The sequence below is a fragment of the Streptomyces sp. NPDC050388 genome, assembly GCF_040655635.1.
GTDB lineage: Bacteria > Actinomycetota > Actinomycetes > Streptomycetales > Streptomycetaceae > Streptomyces.
On record NZ_JBFAKH010000124.1, the window covers coordinates 1 to 15,406 of the forward strand.

Annotated in this window: 11 protein-coding genes and 1 pseudogene; 9 read left to right on the forward strand and 3 right to left on the reverse strand. The window is 69.5% G+C overall.

Annotation, left to right across the window (positions count from 1 at the left end):
- The 3 genes from AB0I73_RS37235 to AB0I73_RS37245 form a co-directional block, all read right to left on the reverse strand.
- Positions 1 to 414: protein kinase (locus tag AB0I73_RS37235; RefSeq protein ID WP_363044848.1), on the reverse strand; the 414-nt coding region annotated here is incomplete at its 3' end.
- The gene (locus tag AB0I73_RS37240; RefSeq protein WP_363044849.1) at positions 411 to 2,243 is read right to left on the reverse strand and encodes an ABC transporter ATP-binding protein; all 1,833 of its coding nucleotides are present in this window, start codon (positions 2,241 to 2,243) and stop codon (positions 411 to 413) included. The genes AB0I73_RS37235 and AB0I73_RS37240, both read right to left, overlap by 4 nt.
- 80 nt (positions 2,244 to 2,323) lie before the next feature.
- A complete protein-coding gene (locus tag AB0I73_RS37245; RefSeq protein WP_363044850.1) occupies positions 2,324 to 2,491 on the reverse strand; it encodes a hypothetical protein in 168 nt (55 codons plus the stop codon).
- A 288-nt stretch (positions 2,492 to 2,779) separates the two neighbouring features.
- Between AB0I73_RS37245 and AB0I73_RS37250 the strand changes: the two are divergent.
- The 9 genes and pseudogenes from AB0I73_RS37250 to AB0I73_RS37290 form a co-directional block, all read left to right on the forward strand.
- Positions 2,780 to 3,598, forward strand: a pseudogene (locus tag AB0I73_RS37250) (IS256 family transposase); the annotation flags it as partial.
- 822 nt (positions 3,599 to 4,420) lie between these two features.
- Complete coding sequence (locus tag AB0I73_RS37255; RefSeq protein ID WP_363044851.1) at positions 4,421 to 7,291, forward strand: CRISPR-associated endonuclease Cas3''; 2,871 nt, start codon at positions 4,421 to 4,423, stop codon at positions 7,289 to 7,291.
- A 320-nt stretch (positions 7,292 to 7,611) separates the two neighbouring features.
- Positions 7,612 to 9,165, forward strand: coding sequence for a type I-E CRISPR-associated protein Cse1/CasA (gene casA, locus AB0I73_RS37260; RefSeq protein ID WP_363044852.1), 1,554 nt, complete (start codon positions 7,612 to 7,614; stop codon positions 9,163 to 9,165).
- Positions 9,165 to 9,800, forward strand: a complete 636-nt coding sequence (gene casB, locus AB0I73_RS37265) for a type I-E CRISPR-associated protein Cse2/CasB (RefSeq protein WP_363044853.1) — start codon at positions 9,165 to 9,167, stop codon at positions 9,798 to 9,800. Before casA ends, casB begins: the two co-directional genes overlap by 1 nt.
- A 240-nt stretch (positions 9,801 to 10,040) precedes the next feature.
- Positions 10,041 to 11,201 (forward strand): type I-E CRISPR-associated protein Cas7/Cse4/CasC, encoded by a 1,161-nt coding sequence (cas7e, locus tag AB0I73_RS37270; protein ID WP_363044854.1) that lies wholly within the window; start codon positions 10,041 to 10,043, stop codon positions 11,199 to 11,201.
- The gene (gene cas5e / locus AB0I73_RS37275; protein WP_363044855.1) at positions 11,198 to 12,007 is read left to right on the forward strand and encodes a type I-E CRISPR-associated protein Cas5/CasD; all 810 of its coding nucleotides are present in this window, start codon (positions 11,198 to 11,200) and stop codon (positions 12,005 to 12,007) included. Before cas7e ends, cas5e begins: the two co-directional genes overlap by 4 nt.
- A complete protein-coding gene (gene cas6e / locus AB0I73_RS37280) occupies positions 12,004 to 12,648 on the forward strand; it encodes a type I-E CRISPR-associated protein Cas6/Cse3/CasE (protein ID WP_363044856.1) in 645 nt (214 codons plus the stop codon). The genes cas5e and cas6e overlap by 4 nt, the downstream gene beginning before the upstream one ends.
- A gap of 24 nt (positions 12,649 to 12,672) precedes the next feature.
- Positions 12,673 to 14,232 carry a Mu transposase C-terminal domain-containing protein gene (locus tag AB0I73_RS37285; protein WP_363044857.1) on the forward strand — a complete coding sequence of 520 codons (1,560 nt, stop codon included), beginning with the start codon at positions 12,673 to 12,675 and terminating at the stop codon, positions 14,230 to 14,232.
- The gene (locus AB0I73_RS37290; RefSeq protein WP_363044858.1) at positions 14,229 to 15,038 is read left to right on the forward strand and encodes an ATP-binding protein; all 810 of its coding nucleotides are present in this window, start codon (positions 14,229 to 14,231) and stop codon (positions 15,036 to 15,038) included. The genes AB0I73_RS37285 and AB0I73_RS37290 overlap by 4 nt, the downstream gene beginning before the upstream one ends.
- Positions 15,039 to 15,406: the final 368 nt, after the last annotated feature.

Consider the following 15,406-nt stretch of genomic DNA (forward strand, 5'->3'; position numbering starts at 1 on the left):
ACCGTGGAGGTAGTGGACCGCGGAGCACAGCTGCACCCCGAGAAGCGCCACGTCGGCGGCGGACGGCCGGCGCCGCAGCCGGTGGACGAGGTGGGCCAGCGTTTCGCCGGTCAGCGTCTCCAGCACGACGAGCGGCACCGGCGACTCGAACGTCTCGTACGCGCGGACCAGGTGCGGATGGGTGAAGGCCCCCAGCCACCGCCCCTCACGCAGCAACTGCTCGCGCAGCTGCTGCTGGTCTTGGCGGTCGGGGCGCACGGCCTTGAGCACACAGCGGCAGTCCCGTTCCGTGCTCCAGACGTCGTAGACGTCGAGCCAGCCGGTGCGCGCCAGATGCGCCAGGACCTCGTAGCCCGAAACCGGTCCCGGGCCGGGTGCCAGGGGCGGGGCGGCCCGCACCGCCGGGGCACTCACGGCAGCACCCCCCCGGGAGCCGGGAACCCGGCCGGGGCGTTCAGCCGGTGCAGCCGGGCATACGTCCCGCCGCGCTCGAGCAGGTCGTCGTGGGCGCCGCACTCGACGATCCTGCCCCGGTCGAGAACCACGATGCGCGTGGCGTCCCGGACGGTCAGCAGGTTGTGGGAGATGACGACGGTCGTGCGCCCGGCCATGAGCCGGCGCAGCGGGTCCATGATCCGCCGACCGGATCGCACATCGAGGCCGGTGGTCGGTTCGTCGAGGAGGAGCACGGGCGCGTCCCTGATCATCGCGCGGGCGATCGCCAGGCGCTGGCGCTGCCCGCCGGAGAGCGTCCGGCCGCGCTGGCCGACCAGCGTGTCGTAGCCCTCCGGGAGTAGCTCGATGAACTCGTGCGCGTCCGCGGCGCGCGCCGCCGCCAGGATGTCCGCCTCCGTCGCCTCCGGCCGGCCGTAGGCGATGTTCTCCCGCACGGTGCCGTGGAAGACGAGCGTCTCCTGCAGGACCACCGCGACGTTCTCCCGCAGGTCACACAGGCGCAGGTCCCGCAGGTCCGTCCCGTCGAGGCGGACCGCGCCCCGGTCGGGGTCGTAGAAGCGCAGCTGCAGCTTCGCGACCGTCGACTTGCCGGCCCCGCTGGCCCCGACCAGCGCCAGCGTCTCTCCGGCCGCCACGTGGAACGACACGTCCGACAGGGCCCAGGACGGCGTACCGGGATAGCGGAAAAAGACGCCGTCGAACTCCACGCCGCCTTGCGCACGGCCGGTCCGGCGGGCGCCGGCGGCCTCGGCGACCTGCGGCCGCTGCTCCAGCAACTCGATGATCCGTTCGGCCGAGGCGGACGCCGCGTAGAAGGTGGTGCCGAGGTGGGACAGACCGCGGACCGGACTGTAGAGGTTGCCGATCAGCGCCAGGAAGACCAGCAGTCCGCCCAGCGTGAGCTGTCCCTGGGCCAGCTTCCAGGTGCCCAGGCCCATGACCGCGAGGACGCCGGACACCTCGATGACCTCGACGACGGATCCGTAGAGGGCGCGGATCCGCGCCGAGGCCATCGTGGCCCGGAGCCTGCCGACGTTCTCACGCTCGAACCGGCGCTCCTCCCACCGCTGCCGGTTGTACGCCTGCACCAGGGCGACGTTGCCCAGCGACTCCTCGGCGATCGCGCTGATCGACCCGCTGCGGCGCCTGCGCTCCCGGGACGCCTCCTTGATCAGCCGCGAGAAGTGCCGGGCGGCGCCCCAGAACAACGGCACGATGACGAGGCCGAGGAGGGTCAGATCCCACTGCAGATAGAACAGCAGACCGAGGAAGACACCCAGGCGGATCACGTGGTAGAGGGCGTCCGCCACTCCCGAGAGCAGGAACGTCTCGACCGTGTCGACATCGCCCGTCACACGCGACAACACGTCCCCGAGCCGCCGGCGTTCGAAGAATCCGAGCGACAGGCCCTGGACGTGCCGGAACACCGCGGAGCGAAGCGTCAACAGGAAGCGTTCGCTGACCCACGTGGACGTCACGTCGTCGGCGAACCCCAGAATGCCGGAGCCGACGATGAGCCCCAGATAGGTCGGTGCGATCCACAGGAGCGGTGTGACGTCGCGGGGAACGAGCACCGCGTCCACCACGATCTTGAAGAGCCAGATCTCCGCGGCGTCGAGGACGGGGCCGATCAGGCTGAAGAGGACGAGGGGAGCGAGCCAGCGCCGGCCGCCGCGGGTATAGGGCCAAAACCGCCGGAACACCTCGCGCAAAGGCACCGGGGGCGCGGCCGCCACCACATCGGAAGCCTCCCCCACCGACAGCAGACGCCGCAGGACATGCACCATGGCATGCGTTCCTCGTGGAGGGACGGGCGGAGCGGACCAGGGCCTTTCGGTCTACGGCCCGCTCAGCCTTTGCGGTGCGGTCACCGGTAGCCGTGGCCGTGGCCCCGGCTGTGCCCGTGCCCGTGGCGGTCGCCGCGGTCGTGGCCGCGCTCGCGCCCGTGGCCGCGCCCCGAGAAGTCGTCGCGGCGCGACGTGTCGTCGTTGCGGTCCCGGCGATGGGCAGGCATCAGATTACTGAAGATGGCCATTGCGTTCCTCCTGAGACTTGCTGCACAGGGGATACGTCTCAGGGCGGGACTTGGATGGCGTTCCGGGGCAATAAGTCGAAAACAGCCGCACACCGGCCGAAGCCTTTACACCGCTCAGCCCGGCCGCGCCGCGAGCCCCCTCCCGCGGTGCACCACACCGGGCGGGCCCGAAACTCGCCAGGCGGGCGGAGCCCGGTGGCCGGGACCGTAAAACGTTCGGTGTAACTCCTGATCAAGGAAGATGCACCGATGACCGGTGAGAACGTGTCCGAGGCCCAGTCCGTCGAGATGCCTGAGCCGCAGCCGTCGAAGGCGGTGGACGACCAGCTCATCGACGAACTGGTGGGCCGGGCCCGGGCCGAGGGCCTGCAGCTGACGGGCGAGGGCGGGCTGTTGCAGCAGCTGACCAAGCGGTTGCCGGAGTCCGCCCTCGAGGGCGAGATCACCGACCGCCTCGGCCATGACAAGCACGACCCGGCCGGCAAGAACGGCGGCAACTCCCGCAACGGCACCCGCGGCAAGACCGTGCTCACCGAGGTCGGACCGGTCGAGATATCCGTGCCCCGCGACCGGGACGGAACCTTCGAGCCGAAGATCGTGCGCAAGCGGCAGAAACGCCTGTCCGGCGTCGACGAGATGGTGATCTCTTTGTCCGCGAAGGGCCCGACGACCGGCGAGGTCCAGGCCCACCTCGCCGAGGTCTACGGGGCCGACGCCTCCCGGCAGACCATCTCCACCATCACCGACAAGGTCCTGGACGGCATGGCCGAGTGGCACAACCGGCCGCTCGACGCCGTCTATCCGGTGGTCTTCATCGACGCGCTCCACGTGAAGATCCGCGACGGCACGGTGGCCAGCCGGCCGATCCACGTGGCTCTCGCCGTCACCGCAGAGGGCCGACGGGACATCCTGGGCCTGTGGGGCGGCGACGGCGGTGAGGGCGCCAAGCACTGGCTGCACATCCTCACCGAGATCAAGAACCGCGGCGTGAACGACGTCCTCATGCTCGTCTGCGACGGGCTGAAGGGTCTGCCCGACGCGGTCGAGACCCTCTGGCCCAGGACGATCGTACAGACCTGTGTGGTCCACCTGCTGCGGAACTCCTTCTGCTGAATCTCACTTCCCTGCCATAGGCGATCCTCATTCCGATGTCATTTGAGATGGCTGCATGGCCTGCTAGATGCAGGAGAGACGCGGGGGTGCTTCAGGCAAGACATGAGAACTATTGATGCAGGCATTTGAGAATCGCCTGTTCATTTCACTGAGAATCACAATACGGAGATGGCTTTGACCTGCTGTTTCACCCTGAAGGTGTTCAGTGAGGTGACCTCCACACAGCTCTATACCGACCGCGTGTGCTGCCCGAACTCGCAGGCCTATCAGCAGGCTGTCCGATGTCCGATGAGTATGGCACTGGCGACCGTACGCTTGCGTGTGTTGCACCCTGAACCGATCGACGACGATTCACTCCCGCTCGCGCGGGCTCTACGTGGCGGTCTCGTTCGGGAAGTGCCCGCGTGCCGATTCACTCCCGCTCACGCGGGCTCTACGCGGTGACCAGAAGGATCTCCGTCCGGCACATCGATTCACTCCCGCTCACGCGGGCTCTACTCCTCGGGGGTGCGGGCGGTCGCGACGTGCACCGATTCACTCCCGCTCGCGCGGGCTCTACTGCCGCTGCCGTACAGGGCATTGTTCCCCGAACGATTCACTCCCGCTCGCGCGGGCTCTACCCTTTCTGACCTGGGCGTTCTGACTGGCTTTGCCTGTCATTTGCTCGCGACCGGCTAGGGAAATGATGTCACATCAGCGGTTGAGTCCGTAGGGGGTGGATGGGCAGAGCGTGGATTTTAGTGCGTGCAAGGCTGGTTGCGCCGCTTTTTGAGCGATCAAGCTCTCTCAAGTTTCGCGGGTGGCAGCGTTGGTGGGATGGGAGTTGTTGAGGATGTCCGGTACGACGGTGTTGACCGTCGTCCGTGGGGGAAGTTCGAGTTCGATTGTGCGACGCTGAGGGTGTATTCGCTGCTGTTCCACTTGATCGATGTGGGAGCGGTGGCCGGGGTGCTGTGGGACCGGTTTCTTACCCCGAGCCAACGCGAGGTCATCAGTGCGGGGCTCAACATGCCGCAGGAGCAGGCGCGTTCGCTGGTGTGTTTCCTGGCTGCCATGCACGACATCGGAAAACTGATTCCTTATTTCCAGTCTTTCGAGCCCTTGGCGTATGTGCGGTTGGGGGAGGACCTGCTGGCGGACACGGGCCCGGTGGTGCACGTGCCGCACGCGCGTGCGTCGATGCATGTGGGGCTGCATCTGCTGGGCGAGCTGGGATTTTCCGTTGGCGGGAACGACAGTGCCGCCGTTCGCGCTGCTCAGTGTCTGGGCGGGCACCACGGCCGGTTTCTGCAGCTCGACGTGGACGGGGCGGCATCCGCCCAGCGGGTGGAGGCCACTCTGGGCGGACCTGTGTGGCAGGATCTGCGCCGCCGCTACACCCGGCTGCTGTGGCACCTGTTCGATGTCGACGAGGCACCGGGGCGGGTGTCGGTCGAGGCCGCGGTGCTGATCACGGGGCTGACGATGGTTGCCGACCGGGTCGCCAGCCAGCGCCGGTACTGGGTGCCCAACGCGGACACTCCGTTCTTCGGCGCCGCCGCGCACCACAGTCACGCCCGCCGGCAGGCCGAGGAGGAAGTCGAGCGGCTCGGCCTTGCCCGCTTTGCACTGGACCGGGTCCCGTTCACCACCGCGCACCCGGGACTCAAGGCACCCAACGCTCTTCAAGCTTCCGTGATGGAGGAGTTGCCGCACCTGGTCGCCGAGCGGGGGAGCGGTATCGCGGTGGTCACGGATGCGATGGGGGCGGGCAAGAGCGTGACCGCTCTGGAGATGGCGCGGATCTTCAACGAGCACTGTGGCACCCAGGGAGTGATGTGGCTGCTGCCGGCCACGGCCGCCGCCGACCAGGCCTACGAGGTCCTGGACCGGTACGTGCGCGCCCACCAGCCCGAGTACGCCCCGGTGGCGCTGGTGCACCACCACAGCGACCTCAACGAGGCCTACACTGGCCGGCGCCTGTCCCCGGCGGACACGTCCGTCCGGGACGGACCATCCGACGACCCGTTCACCGACGACGCGGACGACCTCTCGGACGACGAGACGGAGTCCGGCCCGGGCACCGCCGGCCCTGACCGGTGGCTGCGAGGAGGGGACAAGGCGCTCCTGGTCCAGTACACCGTCTCCACCACCGATCAGGCGCAGATGGCCGTCCTTCCCGTCCGCTACAGCGCGCTGCGCATGCTGGCCTTGTCGGGCAAGACCGTCGTGGTCGATGAAGCCCACGCGCTGGACCCGTTCAGTCAGATCCAGTTGCTGCGCCTGCTGCACTGGCTGGGTGCCCTGAACTGTCCGGTCGTCCTGCTGTCGGCGACGATGCCCGCGTCCGCCGCCACCGAGCTGGTGCGGGCCTACCTGTCCGGAGCCGGTCGCACCGGTCTCCACGGTGCCTCGTTCGCCCCCGGCTACCCGGGGTGGCTGTTCGCGGACGCGGCAACCGCCACCGTCCACCGCATGTCCGAACCGGCCCAGGACCAGCAGCGGGCCGCTCAGCGCAGGACCGCTCGCATCCGCACCCGGCCGGTCACCTACCAGCGTCTGGGACAGGCCGGCCGCAGCGTCGAGGCGGGGGAGCGCCTGGCCGTGATCGCCGACACGCTCCAGCCGGTGGTCCGCCACGGCGGATGCGCGGCCGTGGTGTGCGCGACCGTCGCCGATGCACAGGACACCTACCAGTACCTGCGCCGCACGTGGACCGGCCCGCCCCACGACCTGGTCCTCGTCCACGCCCGGGTCCGGGGGCGGCGACGGCAGAGCACGCTGGGCGACCTTCGCCACCGGCTGGGGCCCTTCGGCCCGCGTCCGGCCCGCCTCGTCTTCGTCACCACCAGCCTCCTCGACACGAGCCTGGACATCGACGTCGACCTGATGGTCAGCGATCTCGCTTCTCTGGCCCGGCTGCTGCAGCGACTGGGGCGCCTGGGCCGCTTCACCCGCCTGTGGGCCGGGCAGGACCGCCGCCCCGCCTGGTGGGACCGTGACAACAGCCCGACGCTGACGGTGCTGCACCCGGTCGATTCCCGCGGCGCGACCGCCCTGCCGCCCGGGTGGGGGACGGTCGAGCCCGCCGTCACCCTCTACGAAACCGCCCGGCTCCTCCCGGCCCTGGAGGAAGAACCCCTTGTCGTACCCGACGATGTCCAGGCCCTTGTCGAACAGGTCCACGGCGTCACTTCCGGTTTCGCGGCAGAAACGGCGCGCCTGCAGCAGATGGCTGCCACCCACCAGGCCCGCACCGGCCGTCAGCAGCAGCTCAGTGCGATCCACTTGATACCCCCGGCGAAACGGGTCTCCTCCCTGGCCGACCTGCACCGCCAGCACCTCACCACCGCCCAGGCGGCCACCCGGCCCGGTGTCCTGCCCCGCCGGCTGCTGCCCTGCTACCGCAGCCCCGACGGCACCCTGACCCTTGATACAGCCGGCCTTCTCCCGCTCCCGGACCAGGAACACCTCAGCCCGCGCCACCTGCGTAGCATCCTGGAACACACGCTGCCCGTCCCGGCCGCCTGGGTCGCCCGCGCTTCCGCCCGGCATCATCCGCCCGCAAGCTGGAAACAGCACCCCCTTCTTGCCGACACCGTGCTGCTGCCCACTGATTCTTCAACACGGAAGAGTGAACAGTGTTTTGGTCATCACTGGCTTCGCATGGACGAAGAACTCGGCCTCCTGCACCGCAAAGACCACTAGCGATCACTGCACGTAAAGCTCAGGGCCGAAGGCATCACGCCATCCTTCGATAGTCAGACTTTCTCACCGGTCGTGAAGCGCCGCGGCGACATGATTCGCTGTGCCCGCACACCCCCGAACGTCTGGCCGCACATCGCACACCGATCCGCCCCACAAGGGCGCGGCGATGCCCCCTGCACAGCACTGGTCGCGCTCTGCCGGCCCCGGCCGCCGCCTTGTCCCACAGCAACAAACCGCCCGAGAACACCGCCCCGGCCACGGCTCGCCCGCGCCCCGGGCACCTCCGCACGCCTCTTCCCAGTCCCGAAAGAACCGTCCCCTTGCCTTCGTTATCCCCGCCCGCCACGTTCAGCGCAGCCGACAGCCCCTGGATCGACATCCGCACCGGCCCCCACTACGACCACGTGGGCCTGCGAACCCTGTTCCTGGACGCTCACCGCATCGACGATCTCGCCCTGCCCCACCCGCCGGCAGCCTCGGCACTCCTGCGGATCGCGGTCGCCATCACCGCCCGGATCACCGGCCTCGACGACCCCGAGCTCACCGCCTCCCAGTGGAACACCCTGCGCCGCGCCTGCCTCCACCGGGGCCGCTTCGCCCCGGACGCCGTCCACGCCTACTTCGACCAGCACGCATGGGACGTCTTCGACCCGGTCCGGCCCTGGCTGCAGGACCCCTTGCTGAGCACCCAGTGCCCCCACAGCACCGGCATCAACGCCTTCGTGCCCGGGCGCCCCGCCGGCAACAACCTGGCCTGGTTCAGCCCGCACGGCCACCACACCACCGAGCCCGTGCCCACCGCCGAGGCCCTGCAGATCCTGCTCATCCACCGCTACTACGGGCGCTCCGGCAGAGGCACCCCCCGCACCATCGACGGCGCCACCAGCATGAAGCAGACCAGCGGGCCCCTGCGCTCCAGCGTCTCCTTCCACCCCCTGGGCCGCACCCTGCACGAAACGCTCCTCGCCGGTGTGCCTGCCTTCACCGGCGACGAACAGCCCCCCGGCGCCGACGCCTGCCCGTGGGAAGAACCCGCACCACCCGCACCACCCGACGCGCAGGCCCCGCTCCGCCCGCTGACCTGGCCCGGCCGACAACTGACCGGGCTGAGCCGGCACGCGATCCTCCTCGTGCCCGGCCAGGGCGGTGCCACCGTCACCGACGCCTACATCACCTGGGCCACCCAGCAGCTCAAGCCGATCACCACCGACCCCTACCTCGCCTACCGCTTCATCCCCGAACGCAAGAATGTCGCCCGGCGTCGCACTACCCACCGTGCCGATGCGTCCCGCGCCTGGTGGCGCGAGCTGGAGACACTGCTCCTGGCCCCGGACGAACACGGCACCCACCGCCGGCCGGCCATCTTCGACACCCTCAACGACCTTCCCGAATCCGTGCGGCGCAGCCTGCGGATCCGCGTCCACGGCTTCGACCAGGACGGCGAGGCCGTCGACCGGCAGTGGTACACCGCCCTCACCCCGCCGCTGCTGAACTGGACCCAGGAACACGACCCGGTCACAGCCCAGCGCATCGCCGAGTGCTGCCGCGAGGCCGAAGGGGCCGCGCGTCGGCTGGCGACCGTCGCCAAAGCGGCCTGGAAGGCCGCCACCGGCAGCAGCCCCACCAAGAGTCAGCAGCTCCCCTGGACCGGCAAGGCCCTGACCCGGTACTGGCCGAAGGCCGAAACGGTGTTCTGGCGGCTCCTGGACGAACCCGACACCGGTGCACCCACCGCGTTCGCGGACGCGGCCGCATCCGCCCTGCGCGAGGTCACCGAAGCCGCCCGGATCCGCCACACCTCCGCAGCCCGCGCCGTCGCCCATGCCGTCAGGGACCTCTACCGCCGGCCCTCAACACCCCGGAAGGCCGCCTGATGCCCACCGCAGCCGAACACCGCGCCTCCTGCGACGCGTTCGTCGCCCACGTCCACCTCCTGTGCGCAGAGCCGGGCGTCCGCGCCTGCCTCAGCCGAGGGCGGGGCCGGCCCGTCGAGGAATGCGCCCCCATGGACCGCTACCTGTCCCGGCGCACCGCGCAGCGCACCGGGCGCCGCGCCTACTACACCGTCGCGAGCCTCATCGCGGCGGCCGGGCCTCAGGCCCACACCCCGGGCGTGCGCCCCGACCCGAACGACCACACCAGCCTCCTCAGCCTGGAAGACGATCCCGGCCTCCTCGTCGCCCCCGCCGACCCCGCCCCCTCACCGCCGGATCCGGCGGCCTGGTTCACCCGGCCGAACCTCGGCGCCACCCTCGCCACCGCCGTACGTGAAGCCGGCCACGGAGCGGAGCGCACCGAGGACCTCCTGAGCGTCCTGACCCGCCTCAGCGATGACCAGTTGCACCGCCGCCTGCCCGCACCTGTCACACGGCTCCTGAAGGACGGCATCACCCCCGACTGGGGTGTCCTCCTCCACGACCTGGTGCAACGCCCCCACCAGCGTGACCAGGTCGGATTGCGCTGGCGCGATGCCTTCTACCTCGCCACCCCCAAGCCCCGGCGCCCCTGACCCCCCGCCCCAACCGGCTCCGCCCCTCCCCGTCGGCGCTCCCCACCGGGACACCACCTTGGGGCAGGCCGCCCGGCAGCTCACGTCCCGGAACCGTCCGGCGCACCCCGGCCCCCGCCCGACCGCCCAGACCGGCCGGCGGTACAGACCGATCCCGACCCTTCCCGCAGCCCACGGCGCCCCGTATCCCGCGGGCCGTATCACCGGCATGCCCACCGCCCCAGTGAAAGAAGCACACCCATGCACACCCCGGCACGCTTCCTCGACCTGCACATCCTCCACCCCGTCACTGCCGCGAACCTCAACCGCGACGCGGACAACGACCCCAAGACCATCTCCTTCGGGAACGCGATCCGGGCTCTTGTCTCGCCCCAGGCATGGAAGCGCCCCATCCGCCTCAATGTCGAACAGGACCTGGGCGAGCACGCCGCCCGCACCCGCATGGTGCCGCCTCTCGTCGCCCGGAAACTGCAAGAAGCCCAGTGGCCCGAGGACCTCGCCGCGTTCGCCTCGGCACAGATCGTCCACTCGGCCAAGAAGGACGGCCTGCAGCACAACGACCAGCAGGGCTACCGCACCCAAGCCATGCTCTACCTCCCGACGGACGTCATCGACGACCTCGTCGCCCTGTGCGAAAAGCACCGCACCGAACTCGAAGAAGCACTCGCCGCCCACACCCCCAAGAAGAAGATCGCGCCGGTCCTGCCCGCCAAAGACCTTGCCGCGCACCTGACCCGTCGCACCGCGAGCATCAACCTGTTCGGGCGGATGCTCGCCGAACTGCCCGCCGGTCACGTCGAGGCAGCCGTGCAGATGGCCCCCGCCTTCTCCGTGCACCAAAGTGATCCGCAGCCCGATTTCTTCACCGCGGTGGAAGACCTGCCCCAGGACGGAGACCCCGGCAGCGCTCATCTCCAGACCGCGTTTTTGACCACCAGCGTCTTCTACCGTTTCGCGACCATCAACATCACCGACCTCCACCACAACCTCGGATCCGGCGCCCCCGCCGGCACAGTCAACGATCTCGTCGAGCTCTTCGTCCGGCACTTCATCCTGAGCATGCCGGGCGGCAAGAAGACGTCCACCGCACCGCACACCGTCCCCGACCTCGTCCACTACGCCGTCCGCGACCGCCGCTCCGTCTCCTACGGCGCCGCCTTTGAACAGCCCGTCAAAGCAGCCCCGCAGGGCGGCTACACCGACCCTGCCCGCCAGGCGCTCACCGACTATGCCGCCACCATCAGCCGCCTGCTCGGCACCCGCCACCTCGTCGCCCACGGACACACCACCACCACCAAGCCCATCAAGGCCCTCGGCACCCACCACACGTCCTTCGACGACCTCGCCGCCGCCTGCGCCACCGCAGCAACCAACGCCCTCACCCCCGCGGGCCGGCCGTGACCGGGCTTGTCCTGCGCCTGGCAGGCATTCTCCAGTCCTCCGGCGAACGCGGCGTCTTCCACTACCGCGACACGTGCGCCTTCCCCACCCGCTCCTCACTCATCGGCATGTTCGCCGCGGCCCAGGGCCGTCCCCGCGAACACGCCCTCGACCCCTACCCCCACCTGCAGTCACCCGATGACACCACCGCCCCCAGCCATCGCGATCTGACCTTCACCATCCGCATAGACCAGCCCGGCACCCTCTACCGCGACTTCCACACCGTCGGCGGCGGCTACCCCCGCGAACAAGGCCTCCTCACCGGCAAGGGCACCCGGCGAGAACGCGCAAAGGCCACGCTCGTCTCCCACCGCGACTACCTCACCGGCGCCGTCTTCACCATCGCCGTCCAAGGCCCCGCCTCCCTCATCAACCACATAGCCGAAACCCTGGAACGCCCCCGCTTCGGACTGTTCCTCGGCCGCCGCGTCTGCCTGCCCGACGAACCCCTCGTCCTCACCGCGGACAGCCCCGACCCCGTCATCGAACTCCTCACCCGCACCCCCCTCACCCGCAACCGGCCCCCCGCCCCCACCGACACGCACTTGCCCACCACATTCGTCTGGGAACACCCACCCCCCGACACCGACCCCAGCACTCCGCCCGACCGGGAAAGCACCAGCGAACCTGTCAACCTCACCCGTCACGCCCGACGTCACTTGCCACGCCCTCTGTGGATGACCACCGAACACCTGCCCGCCCACCTCCATGCAGGACCCCGACCGATCGACGTCCTCACCGCGTACGTGCACGGAGAACCCGCATGACCAGCCTCACCCGCATCGTTCTCAACCCCCACAACGCAGCGGCCAGAGCCGACCTCGCCGACGTCGACAGTCTCCACAAGACCCTCATGCGCCTGGTCCCCGACCACATCGGCCCCACCCCCCGGGCCACCGCCGGCCTGCTGTTCCGCACCGAACCCGGACCCGCCCCCACCCTGCTCGTGCAGACGGCCCCCACGCCCGACCTCACCGCCCTGCCCACCCACTACGGCACAGCCCGGACCCTCGACCTCACCCCCCTGCTCAACTCCCTCACCCCCGGGCGCACCATGCGCTACCGCATCACCGCCGCCCCCACCGTTGCGCGCTCCGCAGGCAATCCCACCCGCCACCCCGTCACCGGAAAACGCCGCGGCAAGATCACCCACCTCACCGGCGACGACGCCATCGCTTGGTGGCAGCGCCGTGCCACGGCCGTCGGACTCGAACCCGTCACCGTCTCCGGCCTCCCCCGTCCCTTCCCCCGCACCCGCCTCGCGCGCTCGGCCCCCTACTTCGCGCTGACCCAGTTCGACGGCTTCGCCCGTATCACCGACACCGGCCTCCTCACCCACGCACTGAAGACCGGCATCGGCAGAGCAAAAACCTACGGAGCCGGTCTTCTCTCACTCGCCCCCGCCTGACCCTCACCAGAAAACACAACCGCGATGACACACATCCCTGACCAGAACGCCCTGCGCGCTGCCGCCATCCACCGGCTCTACACCCTTGAACAGTCAGAACGGCTCACCCGCTCCCGGATCATCGGCGTTGCCGACGCCTTCGGCGTCGACCCCCGCACCGTTGACCGCTGGCTCGCCAACGCCCGCGCCAACAACGGCACCTACCAACCCCAGGGCCGCCCCTGCTTCGTCCTTACCCCGCTCATGCTCGACGCGGTGGCCCGCTGGCGCGGCAACGCCACCGCCGCGTGGAGGGAACTGCGCGCCGACGGCCACCCCGTCCCGTCCCTTCCCACCTTCCACCGCGCCACGAACAGAGCCCTCACACCCGGGATACGGGCCGGCCTGCGCGGCGGTGAGAAGGCCCGCCGACGCTTCGACGTGGCCGGTGAGCGCGACCGTCACCACCGCAACTACGCCTGGGAAACCGACCATGTCGAAGCCAGCGTCAAGGTCCGCATCGAAGGCCACATCCGTAAACCATGGATCACCTTCTTCGTCGACTGCGCCACCTCAGCCATCTGCGGCCTCGCCATCAGCCCGCAACGCCCCAGCCGCGAAGGCGTCCTCGTCGCCATCCGCGACGCCGTCTTGATCGATGAACACCACGGCCCGTTCGGCGGCATCCCCATGTACGTGCGTGTTGACGGTGGCAGAGAATTCCTGTGCCCCACGGTCAAGGAAGCACTCGGCGCCCTGGGATCCGAAATCATCGAACTGCCGCCCTTCGACCCCGAAGGCAAAGGCAACGTCGAAGCAGTCAACGGAGCCATCAAAAAGACCCTGTTCGCCGGCATGCCCGGCTACACCCACGCCCCCACCCTCCACGGCGGCAAACCCGTCGACCCCGACCAACCACTGCTCCACTTCGAAGCGTTCGTCGACCGGGTCCTCGAATGGGTCCACCACTGGAACCACGAGAACACCCCCAAGAGCCTGAAAGGCCGGACTCCCCGCGAAGCCTGGGACGCCGACCCCGCGCTCATCGACACCGTCACCGCCGAAGACCTCCACACCTACACCCTCGAACGCCACGGAAAGCCCCTGACCATCAACAACGGCGGTGTCCGCTGGCGCAAGCGCAACTACATCGCCGACTGGATGCACGGCCGCGTCGGCGAAAAGGTGAACCTGCGCTACCTCCCGCACCACGATCACCGCGTCGAGCTCTACGACCCGCACACCGGCCGCCACCTCGGCGCTGCAGTCATGGCCCAACAAGCCACCCGAGAACAAGCCCTCAGCCTCAAACGAGCCCGGCGCCGCGAAGCCGACCGCCTGCGCGCCCAGCTGAAGAAGGCCGAGAAGAACCGCAACGAACGCTTCGCGGCCGCAACCCGCCCCGCCCCGCCCGAACCCCTGGACGTGATGCCCGAGGAAGAAGCCCTCGAGCACCTGCGGGCCCTCGACGGTTTCGACCCGGCCGCAGAGGCACTGCCCGACCTCATCCAGCTGCCCGAACCCGACGCCGAATGGACCCTGCCCCTCGACCCCAACACCGCACCGTCACCCCAGCCTCCGACACACTCCAAGGACCAACCGTGAGCACCCCTACCACCTCGCCCCGCCCCAGCCAGCTCCCGCCACCCAGCCAGGACCACTACCTGGGTCTCACCGGAGCCAACGCCATGGCCACCAAAGCCGTAGCCGAAACCGAAGCCCGCATCCTCAAGGCCATCAAACACAACGCCATGGTCTGCATCCACGGCCACGTCGGCCTCGGTAAAACCTTCGCCGTCCACACCGTCCTACGCCGCCGCGCCCCCGAAACCACCGTGCGACTGCGCTACAACAACGGCGCCAACATGAACGAAATCCGAACCCAGCTCTGGCGCCGCCTCGATCTGCCGGGAGAACCGCCGCAGTCCGTCGGCCCCTGCGACCAGCAAATCCAAGACGCACTCGAAGCAGAGCCACGCGTCCTGCTTGTCGATGAAGTGCAAGGACTCGGGACAAAGGCACTGGAGTACTTCCGCACGCTGTGGGGCGACGACGCCCGCCGAGCGGCCATCATCTTCGTCGGCAGCGGCAACGCCCGGCAGAAGATCCTCAACAACCCGGCCCTGCACTCCCGGATCCTCGACTGGTACCAGTTCAGCCCCCTCACACCGACCGAAGTCCAGGCCATCATCCCCGCCTACCAGCGGACCTGGACCGGGGCACAGCCCGAACTGATCCTCTACACCGATGACATGGCTGGCCACGGATCGTTCCGGAACTGGGCAAGGATCACCCTCCTCCTCCACGACGCACTTGAGGAGAACCCCGACCTCACCCTCAGCAAGGACCTCATCCGCTGGGTACTCAGCCGCATCGACCCCACCACCCGCCACACCCCACAACGCAGCTGACCCCACCAGCCCTCGGCCGGAGCGGACCGCGTCTGCGGGAGCGCCCGCGGCAGCGCTCGCCCGCCCGGCCCGTCTCCCGGACACGGTGCACGGGCGTGAGGCGATCATCGTGCTCGCTGCGATCTCGCCGGTGGACCCACTCCTCTCGTGCACCGACCCGGCCGCCGCACACCGTTCCACCCCTGGCTGGGCACCGGAGCTGTTCGCCGCGGCCAAGGCCGGAAGCAGCCCGGGCCTCTGCGTCGGGCTGTGCCGAAACGGGGGCGGTCGGAGGGGTGCTGTCACGTTGACTGACCGGGTGGGATGATCTTCGGGTTGGTCATGGTGGAGGGGGACCGTCCGTGGACAGTGCGTCGCCGTCGTACAGG